This window comes from Phytobacter sp. V91, assembly GCF_965644225.1.
GTDB lineage: Bacteria > Pseudomonadota > Gammaproteobacteria > Enterobacterales > Enterobacteriaceae > CBFFRJ01.
In genome coordinates, this window is the sequence record NZ_CBFFRJ010000004.1 from 43911 (window position 1) to 61716 (window position 17806).

15 protein-coding genes are annotated in these 17806 nt (G+C 55.3%); 9 read left to right on the top strand and 6 right to left on the bottom strand.

Annotated elements, in window-relative coordinates; all coding sequences use genetic code 11:
• Nucleotides 1–31 precede the first annotated feature (31 nt).
• From ACSZO4_RS01555 to ybbA, 4 genes are all read right to left on the bottom strand, one after another.
• A complete protein-coding gene (locus ACSZO4_RS01555; RefSeq protein ID WP_437887071.1) occupies nucleotides 32–868 on the bottom strand; it encodes a MetQ/NlpA family ABC transporter substrate-binding protein in 837 nt (278 codons plus the stop codon).
• A gap of 319 nt (nucleotides 869–1187) precedes the next feature.
• Nucleotides 1188–2333: a porin gene (locus tag ACSZO4_RS01560; RefSeq protein ID WP_437887072.1), complete on the bottom strand. Its 1146-nt coding sequence runs from the start codon at nucleotides 2331–2333 to the stop codon at nucleotides 1188–1190.
• Nucleotides 2334–2514: 181 nt separating this feature from the next.
• Nucleotides 2515–4932 carry a putative ABC transporter permease subunit YbbP gene (ybbP, locus tag ACSZO4_RS01565; protein WP_437887073.1) on the bottom strand — a complete coding sequence of 806 codons (2418 nt, stop codon included), beginning with the start codon at nucleotides 4930–4932 and terminating at the stop codon, nucleotides 2515–2517.
• Nucleotides 4929–5615 (bottom strand): putative ABC transporter ATP-binding protein YbbA, encoded by a 687-nt coding sequence (ybbA, locus tag ACSZO4_RS01570; RefSeq protein WP_437887074.1) that lies wholly within the window; start codon nucleotides 5613–5615, stop codon nucleotides 4929–4931. Before ybbA ends, ybbP begins: the two co-directional genes overlap by 4 nt.
• On the opposite strand from ybbA, the gene tesA reads away from it, so the two are divergent.
• The 5 genes from tesA (at nucleotide 5583) to ACSZO4_RS01595 (ending at nucleotide 9381) form a co-directional block, all read left to right on the top strand.
• Nucleotides 5583–6209: a multifunctional acyl-CoA thioesterase I/protease I/lysophospholipase L1 gene (gene tesA / locus ACSZO4_RS01575; protein ID WP_437887075.1), complete on the top strand. Its 627-nt coding sequence runs from the start codon at nucleotides 5583–5585 to the stop codon at nucleotides 6207–6209. The two genes, ybbA and tesA, sit on opposite strands and share 33 nt — an antisense overlap.
• Before the next feature lie 28 nt (nucleotides 6210–6237).
• The gene (locus ACSZO4_RS01580; protein ID WP_437887076.1) at nucleotides 6238–7005 is read left to right on the top strand and encodes an SDR family oxidoreductase; all 768 of its coding nucleotides are present in this window, start codon (nucleotides 6238–6240) and stop codon (nucleotides 7003–7005) included.
• A 57-nt stretch (nucleotides 7006–7062) separates the two neighbouring features.
• Entirely contained in the window at nucleotides 7063–7917 is an 855-nt protein-coding gene (locus ACSZO4_RS01585; protein WP_437887077.1) for a co-chaperone YbbN, read from the top strand.
• 85 nt (nucleotides 7918–8002) lie between these two features.
• Entirely contained in the window at nucleotides 8003–8920 is a 918-nt protein-coding gene (locus tag ACSZO4_RS01590; RefSeq protein ID WP_437887078.1) for an SPFH domain-containing protein, read from the top strand.
• Entirely contained in the window at nucleotides 8917–9381 is a 465-nt protein-coding gene (locus ACSZO4_RS01595; RefSeq protein ID WP_437887079.1) for an NfeD family protein, read from the top strand. Before ACSZO4_RS01590 ends, ACSZO4_RS01595 begins: the two co-directional genes overlap by 4 nt.
• A gap of 53 nt (nucleotides 9382–9434) precedes the next feature.
• On the opposite strand, the gene cueR is transcribed toward ACSZO4_RS01595, so the two are convergent.
• Complete coding sequence (gene cueR / locus ACSZO4_RS01600; RefSeq protein WP_437887080.1) at nucleotides 9435–9845, bottom strand: Cu(I)-responsive transcriptional regulator; 411 nt, start codon at nucleotides 9843–9845, stop codon at nucleotides 9435–9437.
• A gap of 109 nt (nucleotides 9846–9954) precedes the next feature.
• Between cueR and copA the strand changes: the two genes are divergently transcribed.
• From copA to ybaK, 3 genes are all read left to right on the top strand, one after another.
• Nucleotides 9955–12456: a copper-exporting P-type ATPase CopA gene (copA, locus tag ACSZO4_RS01605; protein WP_437887081.1), complete on the top strand. Its 2502-nt coding sequence runs from the start codon at nucleotides 9955–9957 to the stop codon at nucleotides 12454–12456.
• A gap of 85 nt (nucleotides 12457–12541) precedes the next feature.
• Nucleotides 12542–13345 carry a TraB/GumN family protein gene (locus ACSZO4_RS01610; protein ID WP_437887082.1) on the top strand — a complete coding sequence of 268 codons (804 nt, stop codon included), beginning with the start codon at nucleotides 12542–12544 and terminating at the stop codon, nucleotides 13343–13345.
• Nucleotides 13346–13529: 184 nt separating this feature from the next.
• The gene (gene ybaK, locus ACSZO4_RS01615; RefSeq protein WP_437887084.1) at nucleotides 13530–14009 is read left to right on the top strand and encodes a Cys-tRNA(Pro)/Cys-tRNA(Cys) deacylase YbaK; all 480 of its coding nucleotides are present in this window, start codon (nucleotides 13530–13532) and stop codon (nucleotides 14007–14009) included.
• A 514-nt stretch (nucleotides 14010–14523) separates the two neighbouring features.
• Here the strand turns inward: ybaK and ushA are convergent.
• Nucleotides 14524–16176, bottom strand: coding sequence for a bifunctional UDP-sugar hydrolase/5'-nucleotidase UshA (gene ushA / locus ACSZO4_RS01620; protein WP_437887085.1), 1653 nt, complete (start codon nucleotides 16174–16176; stop codon nucleotides 14524–14526).
• 203 nt (nucleotides 16177–16379) lie between these two features.
• Here ushA and ACSZO4_RS01625 point away from each other — a divergent pair, with 203 nt between their 5' ends.
• Nucleotides 16380–17600 (top strand): MFS transporter, encoded by a 1221-nt coding sequence (locus ACSZO4_RS01625; RefSeq protein ID WP_437887086.1) that lies wholly within the window; start codon nucleotides 16380–16382, stop codon nucleotides 17598–17600.
• Nucleotides 17601–17806: the final 206 nt, after the last annotated feature.

The following is a 17806-nucleotide window of genomic DNA, read 5'->3' on the forward strand; positions in this document are numbered from 1 at the left end:
CGCAGCCTGCCCGTTAACTCAGTCCAGACGCTTACTTTTTGTCAGCGCTGGTCATCCACTCCGGCTTCTGGAAAGCGGTGTAGACATAGCTGGGATTGTCGATCGCAGCACGGTAGGCCGGAGATTTCACCACTTCAACAATATCTTTGGCGAAAGGTTTGTCCGCATCTTCGCTGCGTACTGCAATGATGTTTTTGAGATTCTCGGCCAGATGCTCTTGTTTAATCGCCGAGTTCAGATCCAGACCTGCGGCAATGGCAAAGTTACCATTGACCAGGGCGGCGGTAGCACTGTCGAGAGTGCGCGGCAGCTGTGCAGCTTCCAGCGGTTTGAAGACCAGCCCTTTCGGGTTGCTGGCAATGTCACGCTCAGAGGCTTTCGTCGGATCGATATTGTCTTTAATGGTAATCAGATCCAAAGACGCCAGGAAGCGCAGACCGCGCGCCAGGTTCGTCGGGTCGTTAGACAGGGTCACGATATCGCCTTTTTTCAGCTCATCGAGACTTTTAATTTTGTGGGAATAGAAGCCCATACCGGCGGTCGGAACGGTGATCAGGTTGGTCAGTTTCAGCCCTTTATCCGCGGTGAATTTATCAAAATAGAGCGAGTGCTGGAAAAGGTTAGCATCGATGCTGCCGTTCGACAGCGCCATGTTCGGCTGGACGTAGTCGCTGAATTCACGCACCACCACCTTGTAGCCCTTCTCTTTTAACGAAGGTTCGATGGCCTGTTTCACCATATCACCGTATGGCCCAGGAGCTACGCCAAAAACAATGGTGTGCGGATCGCTGTTTGCCAGCGCGGCGTTCAGGCCGCAGACCAGAAGCAGTGCGCCAAAAGTAGCGCTTAAACCGAGACGACGTCCCATAAATTCTCCCTTGAAGTGTGTCTGCTGTGTGGCGCGCCGTACCACGCGGCACGCTCCATATTCATTCAATGGATAAGATGGCATAAACGAGGCCCAGCGGTAATTGAAAAAAATTCATGTTCGTGTGAAGTATGTCACTGAATGCTGGGAAATTTTAAGAATGTAAGGCGATGAAGCATAAAGAAAAGCGAAAGTATCTCGCCTCTCTTTATGCTTTTTTTAGCTAAGCAAAGTCAGATATTTGCTAAGGGCGGTGTAGTCCCAGGGCAGAACGCCACCGGGACAAACGGGCAAGTTAGATAGCCAAATGCCCGGAATTTTAGAAGTCGTAGCGCAGACGCACCAGGTTCATATCGCCCAGGTCGTCGGTGCTGGAGGTAAACACGTGCTCGTAATCCACGCGGAAACCGTAGTCCAGTTGGAAGCTGATACCAACACCGTTGTCGATACGCTGGTAGTTACGGCCATTCATGGTCTCAATACGGTCACCCATGAAATACGGCTGGACGGATTTCAACGCATATTGTCCAACCGGGATTTTATAGCCCGCGAAATACTCAATACCCCAGGCATCACCGGCAAAGTAGTTGTTAACAGAAACTTTTTTGCTGGTCATAAAGTTCTGGTACCAGCCGCCGCCTGCGGAGAAGGTCCAGTTATCCGGCGTCCAGCTCAACGCAGTACCCAGAATGTTCTGGTCGTAAGTTTTGCTGTCGCTGTTGCCCGGGTTACGCATTTCGGCGCGGGTATAGTTCCATGCCGCCCCCAGGCTCAGGTCGGTGGTCAGATGGTAATCCAGACCCAGTGAACCGCCGCCTTTACGTTTATAACGCAGGCCGTTGCCCGGCAGGTATTCACCGTCTTCGAACAGGTAAGAGGCATACACATCGGCATCGCCGAAGCTGTTCTTATATTTCAGCATATTGCGGGAACGATAAGAGCCATCATAGTCGCCGTTAATCCCGTTACCCGATGCCTGGCCGACCATATCGTAGTCCCAGATATCGGTTTTCGCGCCCACCACATCGTAGTAAACACTGTTCTGCTGACCGTAGGTTAATGTGCCCCAGGTTTTACTTTTCAGACCAGTGTAAAGCATACGACGCGAGGTGTTATTAGCACCTTTGGCATAGTGATTATCCCAGTCGAAGACCGCCGGAATATTGACGCCCAGCTCGTAGTAGTTGATCCAGCTAATATCATCAAACAGATAATAATCACTGGCAAAGCGGAAACGGGTGCCGCCGTCAAAGCCGTTACGTTTGTAAGAGCCCTTATCACCGTCGCCGGTCATCATGTTGAATTGTGGTCGGATACTGCCGCCCACGGTGAGGTTCAGGCGGCTTAACGGGTTGCCCGCCTGCGGATCCTGTTTCAGCAGGGTGATTTCTGCATTCGATGCAAATGAAGTCAGCGCCAGTGCTGCGCCGATCGTCACCGCCAGCGCTTTTATTTTATGTGCCATGCTTTTTCCTGGTTTTATTAAGCAGCCAAATAGTTGCCCGCCGAATATTAACGCCGATTAAGCATGCCGTGTTGTTGGGTTTTTGGTGGTTTGTGCTCTATAAAATCATAGAGTTAGCATTTTGTGCACTTAAAAAAATAACACGCCGATGTTTTAACCGGCGTGTTATCAGATTGAGGTATTATGCCTGGCTGAACTGGCGGAACAGCGCTTTTCCTTTAAGCAAACGCGTCCCCAGCCAGCCGCCACACACCGACAGCAACAGTGCGCCGGATAACGGCAGGATGGCCCACAAGCGCCAGTCCGGCTCCCAGGGGAAGTCAAAGACCCAGGTTTGCAGCGCTGCCAGCGCCGTTTCCGCGCCAATCGCCGCCACCAGCCCGGAGACAAACCCAAGCAGCGCGAACTCACACCATAGCGTGGTACGCAGCAGTCGCTTGCCCGCTCCGAGCGTGCGGTAGACCACCAGCTCCTGATGACGCTGACGCATTCCCACCTGCACCTGCGCCAGCAGCAGCAAAATGCCGCAGGCGGTGACCAGCACCACCATCACCTCCAGCGCGCGGCTGACCTGATCCAGCACCTGACCGACCTGTTTCAAAATTGCGCCAATGTCCAGCAGGCTGATGGTCGGAAACTCACGGTTAAGCTGGGTGAGCATGCTATTGCCATTTTGCCAGCGGAAGCTGGTCAGCCAGCTTTGCGGCTGCCCGTCCAGTGCGCCCTGCGGGAAAATAAAGAAGAAGTTAGGGCGCAGACTTTCCCAGTCCACTTTACGCAGGCTGGTCACTTTGGCCGTAAACTGCTCGGTGTCGCCGGTAAAGGTCAGGCTGTCTCCGAGCTTCAGTTTAAGCCGCTTCGCCAGCTCCTGCTCAATCGAAACCTCTCCCTGTTCTGGCGGCCAGGTCCCTGCGGTTACGCCAGCATTCTCGACGTCTTTGCTCTGCCATGTCAGATTCAGCTCACGGCTAAGGGACTCATCGCTCTTCTCGTCAGTGTCCTGGCGGTTAATTTGCGTCAACCGGGCACGGACAATCGGCCAGAACGCCTGCGGGATCACATGGTGTTCAGAGAGAAACGCTTTAACCGGCACTACCTGTTCCGGGGCAATGTTGATCAGAAAATAGTTCGGGCTTTCCTCTGGCAACTGCTGCTGCCATCTGTCCAGCAGATCCCCGCGCAGCACCAGCAGCATCGCCAGCAGCATAAAAGAGAGGGAAAAGGCCGACAGCTGGCTCAGCGTCGACCACGGCTGACGCAGTAACCGGTTAACCGCCAGGCGTAACGGCAGTGCCCTGAGCGTCAGCTTTTTCATGACGCGCAGCAGCAGCCAGCCCACCACGCCGCAAACCAGCGCCAGCACCACGGCACCCGCCAGTACTGACCACAGCAGCATACTTGCGCCCATCAACCAGGCAAGGAGCAACACCGCCACGCTACAAATAACGGGCAGGTAAAACTTGAGCGGCCAGACGTCGGCCACCGCATCGCGACGCAGCACCCGCAGCGGTTGCGTTGCCAGCAACAGGCGATAGGGACGCAGCCCGACCAGCAGCGAGATAATACACATCGCGCCAATCGACCACAGCCATGGCCAGCCGCTGGCCGCCGGCAGCGCCACCGGTAGCACCGGTTTGAGCAACAGCATCAGCACACGTTCAAAACCGAGGCCAATCACGCCGCCGGTCAGCGCCGACAGCGCCAGCACCATCAACCACTGGCCGACAATCAGCTTGCGCAGTTGCGCCCTGCCCGCGCCCAGGGTTTTAAGCACCGCGACCAGGTCGTAGCGGCTACGGCAGTAATGGCCCATCGCCACCGCCACTGCGGCAACCGCCAGCAGCATGGTCAGCAGGGCTGAAAGCAACAGGAACTGCTGCGAGCGCTGCAAAGATTTGCCGAGCGCCCCTTCGTCCTGCTCCAGTCCGTACCAGCGATGTTCGGGTTTCAGCTGCGGCAGCAGCCATTTTTCGTAGGCTTCCAGTTGTGCTGGCGTACCGGCAAACTTTATCCGCCAGCTCACCCGACTGCCCGGCTGCACCGCCCCTGTTTTAGCGACATCCGCCGTGTTCATCAGTAAACGGGGAGCCATCTCAAAGGGATTAAACCCGGAGTCCGGCTCCTGAATCACCTCTCCGGCGATACGTAAGCTGGCATCACCCACCTCAATGTTGTCACCGGTTTTCAGATTGAGAAGCGCCATCAGCCGTGGGGCCAGCAGTACCGTTCCGGCTTCAGGCTTCACCTGCGGCGGCGTGGTTTGCAGCTCACCGTATAGCGGGTAGAGATCGTCAACGGCTTTGACGTTAGCCAGTTGCGGCGTATCTCCCGCAAAGGTCATGGTGGAAAACGAAATCTGCTCGCTGACTTTAAGCCCGGTTTTACGGGCTTCCTCCAGCCAGGCGGCTGGGATTTCACGGGAACTACGTAACGCCCGATCGCCAGCTAAAAACTCCCGGCTCTGCTGGCTTAAGCCTTTTTCCATGCGATCGCTGATATTGCCGAGCGCCAGCACACAGGCCACCGCCAGGCTCAGTGCCAGCCAGACAATCAGCAGCGAGGGCGATCGCCACTCGCGCCAGAACCAACGCGCAATCATGCTTCCTCCCGCAGTTCACCGTTCACCAGCCGCAAACGACGGTCGCAGCGGGCGGCAAGCTGAGGATCGTGGGTGACCAGAATTAAGGTGGTGCCATATTGCTGGTTCATGGAGAAGAGGAGATCGGCGATTCTGTCACCGGTTTGTCGGTCAAGGTTACCCGTAGGTTCATCGGCAAAAAGCAGCGCTGGCTGGCCGTTAAAGGCGCGGGCCAGCGCCACGCGCTGCTGTTCACCGCCGGAAAGCTGCGCGGGAAGGTGGTCAAGACGCTTACCCAGCCCCAGCTCTTCGAGCAACGCTTTGGCGCTGGCCCGGCTTTGCGCGCTGTTTTCACCACGCAGAAGGGCCGGAAGCTCGACGTTTTCCAGTGCATTGAGGGTAGGAATTAACATAAAGGACTGGAAAACAAAGCCCACGTTCTCCGCTCTGAGCCTTGCGCGAGCCTCTTCATCCATCGCGTGCAGGGGCTGACCGAGCAGCGTGACTTCACCGCTGCTGCCGTCGTCAAGCCCGGCGAGGATCGCAAGCAACGTGGACTTACCGGAGCCAGACTCCCCGATAAGCGCGATGGTCTGCGCCCGTTTGACAACAAGCTCAACTCCGGTAAGGATGGAAAGTTCATGATCCCCCTGACCGACGGACTTCTTAAGATGATGAACTTCAACAATGTTTTCCGCTGGCATTTGGCCTTCCTTTTTCTACTTTTATTCAGCGTGCGCGCCGTCGCAGCGGACACGTTACTGGTTCTGGGAGACAGCCTGAGCGCAGGCTATCGTATGGCTGCCAGTACCGCCTGGCCGGCGTTACTCAATGACAAATGGCAGCAGAAGCCGGCGGTCATTAACGCCAGTATCAGCGGCGACACTTCGCAGCAAGGGTTGGCACGTCTGCCCGCGCTGCTCAAAAAACATCAGCCGCGTTGGGTGCTGGTGGAGCTTGGCGGTAACGATGGTTTGCGCGGCTTTGCCCCCCAACAAACGGAGGCGACGCTGCGCACCATTTTGCAGGCGGTCAAAGCGGCAAATGCCCAGCCTTTGCTGATGCAAATACGGCTGCCCGCCAACTACGGTCGCCGTTATACTGAGTCGTTCAGCGCCCTTTATCCTAAACTTGCCAAAGAGTTTGATATTCCTTTGTTACCGTTTTTTATGGAAGAGGTCTATCTGAAACCACAATGGATGCAGGATGACGGTATTCACCCCAATCGCGATGCCCAGCCCTTTATTGCTGACTGGATGGCAACCCGGTTGGCTCCATTAGTTAATCACGACTCCTGATTTATCAGGGATGCTTTCAGGTAAAGTTATGCAAAAAACGGTCTTAATTACAGGATGTTCCAGCGGAATTGGTCTGGAAAGCGCGCTTGAGCTTAAGCGTCAGGGCTTCCGTGTGCTGGCCGCCTGCCGTAAAAGCGACGATGTGGCGCGGATGAATCAGCTGGGATTTACCGGCGTGTTACTGGATCTCGACTCGCCAGAGAGTGTGGAGCATGCCGCCGACGAAGTGATCGCCCTGAGCGAAAACCGGCTGTACGGTATCTTTAACAACGCGGGCTTCGGCGTCTATGGTCCGCTGACCACCATCAGCCGCGAGCAGATGGAACAGCAGTTTTCCGCCAACTTCTTTGGCGCGCATCAGCTGACCATGCGCCTGCTGCCTGCGATGATCCCGCACGGAGAAGGGCGTATTGTGATGACCTCTTCGGTGATGGGATTGATCTCCACGCCTGGACGCGGCGCCTATGCCGCCAGTAAATATGCGCTGGAGGCCTGGTCCGATGCACTGCGCATGGAACTGCGCCATTCCGGTATCAAAGTCAGCCTGATTGAACCCGGCCCCATTCGCACCCGCTTTACCGAGAATGTGAACCAGACCAGCGACAAAGCGGTGGAAAACCCCGGCATTGCCGCACGTTTTACCCTCGGGCCGGAGGCAGTTGTCGCCAAAGTGCGCCATGCTTTTGAAAGTCCGAACCCGAAATTACGTTACCCGGTGACCCTGGTGACCCACGCCGTCAGCCTGCTAAAACGCCTGCTGCCCGCGCGCGTAATGGATAAAATTTTACACGGGTGAGTTGAAGGCGCGCCGCCTGTCCCCATCTATGCGTAAACACTTAACAGAGAATGCCCCATGTCTGTACAGAACATCGTCAACATTAACGAAGCAAACCTGCACCCAACGCTTGAGCAGTCCGCCACTATTCCGGTGCTGTTCTATTTCTGGTCCGAGCGCAGCCAGCACTGTCTGCAACTGACCCCGATACTTGAAAGCCTGGCCGCGCATTATAACGGGCAGTTTATTCTGGCGAGGGTGGACTGCGATGCCGAGCAGATGCTCGCCTCCCAGTTTGGTCTGCGGGCGATCCCAACGGTCTACCTGTTCCAGAACGGCCAGCCGGTCGATGGTTTCCAGGGGCCGCAGCCGGAAGAAGCCATTCGTGCGCTGCTGGATAAGGTTCTTCCGCGTGAAGAAGAGCTGAAAGCCCAGCAGGCTATGCAGCTGATTGAGGCAGGCAATCATGCCGATGCCCTGCCGCTGCTGAAAGATGCCTGGCAGTTGTCGAATCAAAACAGCGAGTACGGTCTGCTGCTGGCAGAGACGCAGATTGCTCTCAACCGCTCAGACGAGGCGGAAGCGGTGCTGAAAACCATTCCGCTGCAGGATCAGGACACCCGTTATCAGGGCCTGGTCGCGCAAATCGAGCTACTGAAACAGGCCGCGGATACCCCGGAAATTCAGCTGTTACAGCAGCAGGTTGAGCAAAATCCGGCGGATGCACAGCTGGCAACGCAGCTGGCCTTGCAGCTGCATCAGGTCGGGCGTAATGAAGAAGCGCTGGAGCTGTTATTCAGCCATCTGCGCAAAGATTTGACGGCGGCAGAAGGTCAGGCGCGCAAAATGTTGCAGGAAATTCTTGCCGCTCTCGGTACCGGTGATGCCCTGGCCGCTAAGTATCGTCGCCAGCTCTACTCCCTGCTTTATTAATCCCGCCCGCTAAATTTGGGGATCGCGCTGTTATGATCCCCAAATTTGTTTAGAATGAGTACAAATTAAACAGGAGGTTTATTTGATGCTTATTGTTATCCCTATTTTTATCTTTGTGGCGCTGGTGATTGTCGGCGCGGGAGTCAAAATCGTCCCGCAAGGATATCAGTGGACGGTTGAACGTTTTGGCCGTTATACCCGCTCACTTCAGCCTGGCCTGAGCCTTGTTGTGCCCTTTATGGACAGGATTGGTCGTAAGATCAATATGATGGAGCAGGTTCTCGACATCCCCTCTCAGGAAATTATCTCCAAAGATAACGCCAACGTCTCCATTGATGCGGTCTGCTTTATTCAGGTAATTGACGCGCCCAAAGCCGCCTATGAGGTGAGTAACCTGGAACAGGCGATCATTAACCTGACCATGACCAACATCCGTACGGTGCTCGGCTCAATGGAGCTTGATGAAATGCTCTCCCAGCGTGACAACATCAACACCCGTCTGTTGCATATCGTCGATGAAGCAACCAATCCCTGGGGTATCAAGATAACCCGTATCGAAATCCGCGATGTCCGCCCACCGGCTGAGCTGATTGATGCCATGAACGCCCAGATGAAAGCGGAGCGAACCAAGCGCGCCTATATTCTGGAAGCCGAAGGGATCCGTCAGGCGGAGATTGTTAAAGCGGAAGGGGAAAAACAGTCAAAAATCCTCAAGGCCGAGGGTGAGCGCCAGTCCGCCTTCCTTGAAGCGGAAGCCCGTGAACGTTCGGCAGAAGCCGAAGCTCGCGCGACGCAAATGGTTTCTCAGGCGATTGCCGCCGGGGATATTCAGGCGATTAACTACTTTGTGGCGCAGAAATACACCGAAGCGCTGCAACAGATTGGCTCAGCCAATAACAGCAAAGTGGTGATGATGCCACTGGATGCCAGCAGCCTGATGGGCTCGATCGCCGGGATTGCCGAGCTGGTGAAAGACAGCACCAGTGAACGGAAAAAATCATGATTGCTCAGCTCTTTGAGCATGCCTGGATCTTCTGGCTGAGTCTTGGAGGTCTGTTACTGGCCGCCGAGATGCTCGGCGGCAATGGCTATCTGCTGTGGAGCGGCATTGCCTCGGTGCTCACCGGCCTGCTGGTCTGGGCCGTTCCTTTTGGCTGGGAGTGGCAGGGCGTACTCTTTGCCGTTTTGACGATTATCGCCGCCTGGCTCTGGTGGTTATGGCTGTCAAAACGGGTGCGGCAGCAAAAACCGGCCGATGCAGCCCTCAATCAGCGCGGACAACAGCTGGTAGGTCGCCGCTTCACGCTTGAGGAAACGCTGATCAACGGACGGGGACATATCCGCGTCGGCGACAGCTCCTGGCCGGTGAGTGCTGATGAGGATTTTCCATCAGGATCTAAAGTTGAAGTCATTGCCGTTGAAGGCATTACGCTTCGTATCAAGCTTTACGTTGCTGTCCAATAGTCATGGATAAGCGCGTGGCTCCTGCTCGCCGCGCGCTATTATGCTTAATTCACTCAGGCATTCGCTTTCTGGTGACAACAACCGGAGAGATTCTCAATGATCGGACAATCTGCGCCGTCATCGCCAGGGCAGGCGTCCGCCAGCGAGAGCAGTTGCTTGCGCATCGACTCCAGTTCAACAATATGCCGCTCGATCTCTGCCACTTTTTGCAGGGTACGCGCTTTGACATCCGCACTGTGACGCGCCGGATCGTTAAACAGGTTCACCAGCTCGCCACACTCTTCGAGATTGAATCCCACCTGCCGCGCCTGGCGTAATAACGTTAATTCAAAAATGTGCTGTTGCGTGTAGCTGCGATAGCCGTTGTCCCCGCGCAGCGGAGGAGTCACCAGCCCCTTATCTTCATAAAAGCGAATGGCTTTAGTGGTCAGCCCGGTTTTTTGCGCCACGATACTGATATTCACATTTCCCCCCTTGACCTTCCCCTTGATGGAAGGTTTAACCTGTTCCACAGTCAACACAGGTGATTAATCAGGTCAATCTTCATACGACCAATCATACAGGAAATAAATTATGTCTCACATTACAGAACTGGAGCTCGACGGGCTCTCCTGCGGGCACTGCGTCAAACGGGTTAAAGAGAGTCTCGAGCAGCGTGCCGATGTCGAACAGGCTGAAGTCACTATTACTCATGCGCAGATCACCGGCAGCGCCGATGCCGCAGCGCTGATAGAAACCATCAAACAAGCCGGGTATGATGCGAGCGTCAGCCACCCAAAGACTAAACCGCTGACAGAGTCATCAATCCCGTCGGAAGCACTGACAGCGGCCTCCCCTGAGCTTCCGGTGGCCGATGACCTTGATGACAGCCAACAGCTTTTAATCAACGGTATGAGCTGCGCCAGCTGCGTCTCCCGGGTGCAGAAAGCCTTACAGGCGGTACCGGGCGTCACCCAGGCACGGGTTAACCTCGCGGAGCGCTCTGCGCTGATTATGGGCAGCGCCTCCGCCGCTGATTTAGTCCTCGCCGTCGAGAATGCAGGTTACGGCGCGGAAGCGATTGAAGATGATCTAAAACGCCGCGCGCGTCAGCAGGAAAGCGCCCTTGCCACCATGACACGTTTTCGCTGGCAGGCCATCGTTGCGCTGCTGCTCGGGGTGCCGGTAATGGTGTGGGGGATGCTGGGCGACAATATGATGGTCACCGCTGATAACCGCAGCCTGTGGCTGATAATTGGCGTGCTGACCCTTGGCGTCATGATTGTGGCCGGCGGCCATTTCTACCGCAGCGCCTGGAAAAGCCTGACCAACGGCACCGCAACCATGGATACGCTGGTGGCCCTGGGCACCGGAGCGGCCTGGCTCTATTCGATGAGCGTCAACGTCTGGCCGCAGTGGTTTCCAATGGAAGCCCGTCATCTCTATTACGAAGCCAGCGCCATGATCATCGGTCTGATTAACCTCGGCCATATGCTCGAAGCCCGCGCCCGCCAGCGCTCCTCAAAAGCGCTGGAAAAATTGCTCGACTTAACGCCCCCCACCGCGCGCGTGGTAACGGAAGACGGGGAGAAAAGCGTCCCGCTGGCTGAGGTTCAGCCGGGGATGACGCTGCGTTTAACCACCGGCGATCGCGTACCGGTGGATGGCAATATCAGCCAGGGCGAAGCCTGGTTTGACGAAGCCATGCTGACGGGCGAACCCATTCCGCAGGAAAAAAGCATCGGTGACGGGATCCATGCCGGGACAGTGGTGCAGGACGGTAGCGTGTTGTTCACCGCCAGCGCCATCGGCAGCCATACCACCCTGTCGCGCATTATTCGTATGGTTCGCCAGGCGCAGAGCAGCAAACCGGAAATCGGTCAGCTGGCAGATAAAATCTCGGCCATTTTTGTGCCGGTGGTGGTAGCAATCGCCCTGTTTAGCGGCGCTATCTGGTACCTGTTTGGCCCGGCGCCGCAAATTGTCTACACCCTGGTTATCACCACCACGGTGCTCATCATCGCCTGCCCTTGTGCGCTGGGTCTTGCCACACCTATGTCGATTATCTCTGGCGTCGGCCGGGCGGCAGAATTTGGCGTGCTGGTACGTGATGCCGATGCATTACAGCGGGCCAGCCAACTCGACACCCTGGTGTTTGATAAAACCGGCACTCTCACCCGGGGTCAGCCTCAGGTGGTTGCGGTCAAAACCCTGAGTAATATTAGCGAGACGCAGGCGTTGCAGTTTGCGGCGGCCCTGGAGCAAGGTTCCAGCCATCCACTGGCGAAAGCCATTCTGGAAAAAGCCGGGCCTGTCACGCTGCCGGTGGTACAGAATTTCCGCACGTTACGTGGGCTTGGCGTCAGCGGTGAGGTGCAGGGTAGTACGCTGCTGCTGGGCAATCAGACGCTGCTGACTGAACAGCAGATAGCCCTTAACGGATTTACGGACGACATTTCACGCCAGGCGGCTCAGGGCGCGACGCCGGTTATCCTGGCGGTTGACGGCGAGGCCGTCGCGCTGTTCGCCATTCGCGATCCCCTGCGCGACGATAGCGTCAGTGCTTTACAGCGTCTGCACCGGGCCGGTTACCGGCTGGTAATGCTGACCGGGGATAATCCCATCACCGCCAACGCCATCGCCAAAGAGGCAGGCATTGATGAGGTGATTGCCGGTGTCCTGCCTGACGGTAAGGCCGATGCAATTAAAAAATTGCAGGCCGAAGGCCGACGGGTCGCGATGATCGGCGACGGGATCAATGATGCCCCGGCGCTGGCCCAGGCAGAAGTCGGGATTGCCATGGGCGGAGGTAGCGATGTGGCAATTGAAACGGCCGCCATTACCCTGATGCGCCATAGTCTGACAGGCGTCGCGGATGCGCTGGCCATCGCCAAAGCCACCCTGCGCAATATGAAGCAAAACCTGCTCGGCGCCTTTATTTATAACTCACTGGGCATTCCGATTGCCGCCGGGATTTTATGGCCACTGACCGGCTCCTTGCTCAACCCGGTGGTGGCGGGCGCAGCGATGGCGCTTTCGTCCATCACCGTGGTCAGCAATGCCAATCGCCTGCTGCGCTTCACGCCAAAAGAGTAAGCATCTCCCCCCAACGCGCGTTGGGGGGCATTTGCACCTTTCTCCCCTACGCGCTAGCATGATGTTTTGACTTCAGGAAACGCGTATGGGCCTGTTTCAACGGCTAAAAAATCGCTTTTTCACCCGCCGTTACGCGTGGCCAGCTATTGATATCACTCTGCCAGGCGATCGCCATTTTCATCTGGTGGGCAGTATCCATATGGGCACGCCGGGTATGTCGCCGCTCCCGGCTGGCCTGCTGCAAAAACTGCGTCATGCCACTGCCCTGCTGGTTGAAGCCGATGTGGCCAGCGGTGGTTCACCCTTTCTGAATCTACCGGTCTGCCCGCCGCTGGAGGAGAGACTCTCTGCCAGCCAGCTGCAGGCGCTGGACAATATCCTCACCATTCTTGGCCTGACGCGGGAAGAGTTCGACACCCGCCCAGCCTGGCATATTGCGCTGGTATTGCAGGCGACCCAGGCCCAGCGGCTGGGGCTACGCCCGGATTACGGGATCGATTTTCAGCTGTTGCAATCAGCGCAGCAGTTTTCAACTCCGGTGATTGAGCTGGAAGGCACCGAGAATCAGGTGGCGATTTTGCTTAAGCTTGCCGATGACGGCAGTGAGCTACTCCAGGATACCCTGACTCACTGGCATGAAAATGCCCGTTTATTGCAGGTGATGCTCAGCTGGTGGCTGGAGTCGCCGCCGACCGGGGGAGAATCGTTAACCCTGCCGACGACCTTTAGCGCGTCACTGCACGACGTATTGATGCACCAGCGCAATCAGGCCTGGTGCGAGCGTCTATGGGCCTTGCCTGCCGGGCAATATGTGGTGGCTGCCGGGGCGTTGCACCTGTATGGCGAAGGGAATCTGCCTGAACTTTTACAGAAAAAAAACGGCCAATAGTGATATTGGCCCGTCAAAGAGGAATTTCAATTTTATTATTATGCCGAAGCTCGCGCTTCGGGTTGCCAAATTGTCGCGCAAACTTCCGCCACAGCCAATACGCTTGCGCAAGATAGTACTATTTTTGCGGGCCAGGACGGGCGTATGCTGGGGGCGTTAAATGACTTTGGTTTAAAGGATTGCTATGACTCCCGCCGTTAAGTTACTCGAAAAACACAAAATTTCTTTCCAGATCCATACCTACGATCACGACCCGAATGAGACCAACTTTGGTGATGAAGTGGTACGCAAGCTGGGGCTGAATCCGGACCAGGTTTATAAAACGCTACTGGTGGCGATTAATGGCGATATGAAGCACCTGGCTGTTGCCGTCACCCCGGTCGCCGGCATGCTGGATCTCAAAAAAGTGGCAAAAGCGCTGGGAGCCAAGAAAGTGGATATGGCCGACCCGATGGTGGCGCAGCGAATCACCGGCTATCTGGTGGGCGGTATCAGCCCACTCGGGCAGAAAAAACGTCTGCCAACCGTGATTGATGCCCCGGCGCAGGAATTTGCCACCGTCTATGTATCCGGTGGCAAACGCGGGTTAGATATTGAACTGGCGGCAATGGATCTGGCAACAATCCTTGATGCGAAGTTTGCAGATATCGCACGTCGGGACTGAAGTTCAGCGCAGGTTCTCCCCTCACCCTGACCCTCTCCCCAATGGCTGAGGAATCCCCACTAATACCATGTTTTTCAGCGAAAATATGGCGTTAAGAGGATAAAACAGCAACAGCGATGACCTTAACCGGCTGAAAATCGACGAAGCGTATCCGTAAGGCCGGGGCGACGCGCATGGATGCGCGGCGAGGGTGGATTTACAAGGACGTTACCTCCGCCCGTCCCCGATAAGCCTGAAGGAATACACTGAGTGGACCGCGCCAGCGGCGATTTTCTGAGCCAGAGCCCGGGTCGCCAGGGGGGTGGCGATTTGAGCCCCCCTGGCACGTTCACCGGTTCCAGGGTAACAGAGAAGCAAGGAACATAAGGTGAACGGGATAACCACTACAGCCCGTATGTTTCCCCTCACCCTAACCCTCTCCCAAAACGGGCGAGGGGACTGTCTGTGCGGGCATTTTTTTCTGGGGATCCCTCAACCCCAATGGGGCGAGGGAACAAAACAAGGGGATGCTCTGCTACTGCCAGCTCACTTCGCCTTTAGGTTCGTAAGTACTCACGTCCAGCGGAGAGTTTTGCTCTATAAACTGCTTGAGCACCTCGGCATCGATAAAGCCGGTATTCACATAGCCCGGTTTATCGTCGATATGCGGATACCCGTCGCCACCGGTGGCGTTAAAGCTTAACGTCGCCAGGCGGTAGGTTTTCGCAGGATCAATGGCTTCGCCTTTAATCTTCAGGTCGTTAAGCACGCCGTCTTTCGCCACAAAGCTGACATTGGCAAACTGCGGGTAAGCGCCAGAATCCGGCTTCATCTTCGCCACGGCGGAGAGATAGTCGGTCAGCTCTTTACCGTTCATGTCCGCGTAGACCAGCGTATTGCCAAAGGGCTGCACTTTGAGCACATCTTTGTAGGTGATATCACCCGCTTCGATGGAGTCACGCACGCCGCCGCCGCTCATCACGGCCAGATCCGCATTGGTTCGCGCCATTTGTGCCGCCAGAATCACCCTCGCCAGATTGGTCTGCACAAAGCGCACTTTGCTGCGATCGCCCTCCAGATGCCCATTGGTATTACCGACCTTCACCTCCAGCTGCGCTTTACCTTTATTCTGGAACGGCGTCAGCAAAGAGAGCATTTGTGGGTTTTCCTGGATTTCTGGCGTGTAGAGTACGCGCTCGCTCTTGCCGTTGTCCCAGGTCACTTTCTTCTTCAGGTTTACCGGGATCAGCTGGTAACGCACCATCTTCATCTCGCCATTGCGAAACTCGAAATCGGCGCGCCCGACATATTTGCCCCATTCATGGGCCTGCACAATCCAGATACCGTTTTGCTGATCCGGCGCACATGGCGTGCCCGGCACATAATCGACCTGCTTTTTATTCTCCGACGCCATACAGACCGGATCCTGTGAGTGACCACCCACAATCATCGCCAGCGCGCCTTTGGGTAGGCTGCGCGCCATTTCCACATCGCCCGGCGCGTTCGAACCGTGTTCGCCATTGTCATAATGCCCCATATGGGTGGTGGCAATAATCACGTCCGGCTTCTGAGTCTGTTTGAGCTCGTCAATGACCAGCTTTGCTTCTTCCGCCGGTTTACGAAACTCAATGTCAGTGAAGAATTCCGGGTTACCGATTTTTGCCGTGTCGTCGGTAGTTAAGCCGATAACGGCAATCTTCAGCCCCTGCCTGTCGAAAATCATCCACGGCTTAAACAGACGTTCATTGGTGCTTTTCTGGTAGATATTGGCGGAAAGGAACGGGAACTTAGCCCATTTTTCCTGCTGCCGCAGTACGCTCAGCGGATTATCGAATTCATGGTTGCCAACGGCCATTGCATCATAGCCAATCAGGTTCATGCCGCGAAAATCTGGCTCGGCATCCTGAAGATCGGACTCAGGAACCCCGGTGTTGATATCGCCACCCGAGAGGAGCAGCACGCTGCCGCCTTCAGTGACCACCTCTTTGCGGATCCCATCCACCAGCGTTTTCTGTGCTGAGAGCCCGTATTCACCGTAATCACTGCGCCAGAAATGCCCGTGGTGATCGTTGGTGTGCAGGATGGTGATTTTATAGGTTTTATCCTGCTCGTAAGCCTGAACCTGCGTACTCGCCAGAGAAAGTGCGGCCAGGACAGCCAGCACGACGCTCTTTTTTAACAACTTCATGTTTCTCTCCCTGATTCATTAATCAGCTGAAAAAATACTGTTCATTGTAAAAATAGACAAATAAGTTTTCAGCATTGCTGACTTACTTAAAACTTGAGCACTGGTATGTTATATCCGTCATACTTCAAGCCGCAGATATGTTAGCCAGATAATTATTACCGTTTCGATACTTCTACTACATCGATTAAGCAAACAGAGTATTTATGGCAATCAGTGAAACCCCTCAGCCCCTGACACCCGCTTCCGGGTCGGCGGCGAAAGCACGTACTTCATTTGGTATTCTCGGTGCGATTAGCGTGTCGCATCTGCTCAATGACATGATCCAGTCGCTCATTCTGGCGATTTACCCTATTTTGCAGGGCGAGTTTTCTCTCTCTTTTATGCAGATAGGGATGATAACCCTCACCTTCCAGCTGTCGTCATCGCTTCTGCAACCGGTGGTGGGCTACTGGACCGACAAACATCCGATGCCCTGGTCGCTGCCGATTGGCATGTGCTTTACCCTGTGCGGGCTGGTGCTACTGGCGCTGGCGGGTAGCTTTGCCAGCGTGCTGGTGGCCGCGGCGCTGGTGGGGACGGGTTCATCGGTATTCCATCCGGAATCCTCGCGCGTGGCGCGTATGGCCTCCGGCGGTCGTCATGGTCTGGCGCAATCCATCTTCCAGGTGGGCGGGAACTTTGGCAGTTCGCTGGGGCCGCTGCTGGCGGCTATCGTTATTGCACCTTATGGCAAAGGGAATGTGGCCTGGTTTGTGCTGGCAGCCCTGCTGGCGATTGTGGTGCTGGCCCAGGTCAGCCGCTGGTATGCGGCACAGCATCGGGTGAATATCGGTAAAAAATCAGCCCCGGTGATAAATCCCCTGCCACGCAATAAAGTGGTTCTGGCGGTTTGCGTGCTGTTAATCCTGATTTTCTCGAAATATTTCTATATGGCGAGCATCAGCAGCTATTTCACCTTTTATCTGATGCATAAATTTGATTTATCGGTGCAAAATGCACAGATGCATCTGTTTATCTTCTTGTTTGCGGTAGCCGCTGGCACGGTGGTTGGCGGGCCGCTTGGCGATAAAATTGGTCGTAAATATGTTATTTGGGGCTCTATCCTTGGCGTTGCGCCTTTTACGCTTCTTTTACCCTACGCAACTCTCTTCTGGACCGGTGTATTAACGGTGATTATTGGATTTGTCCTGGCCTCAGCGTTTTCGGCCATTCTGGTCTATGCCCAGGAGCTACTTCCGGGGCGTATCGGCATGGTTTCCGGACTCTTCTTTGGTTTCGCCTTTGGGATGGGAGGTCTGGGGGCTGCGGTTCTGGGTGTGATCGCCGACCATTCCAGCATTGAGTTGGTCTATAAAATCTGTGCTTACCTCCCGTTACTGGGAATTTTGACCATATTTCTGCCTGATAACCGGCATAATGCATAGTTTCCTCGGGGTCAAAGCCTGGCTTTGACCCTCGAATTCTCCAGCATATAAGCACTTATGATGCGTTCTCTGCATTTGATAAGCCAGATCCCTCTTTTTTTCACCCAACGTGCCATTTTCTTCAAAATTCAATAATTATTCATAAACACAATGGTTAAAATTGTCATAAACTGTAACTCGGGTTTTGGCAAAACAGCCAAAATGGA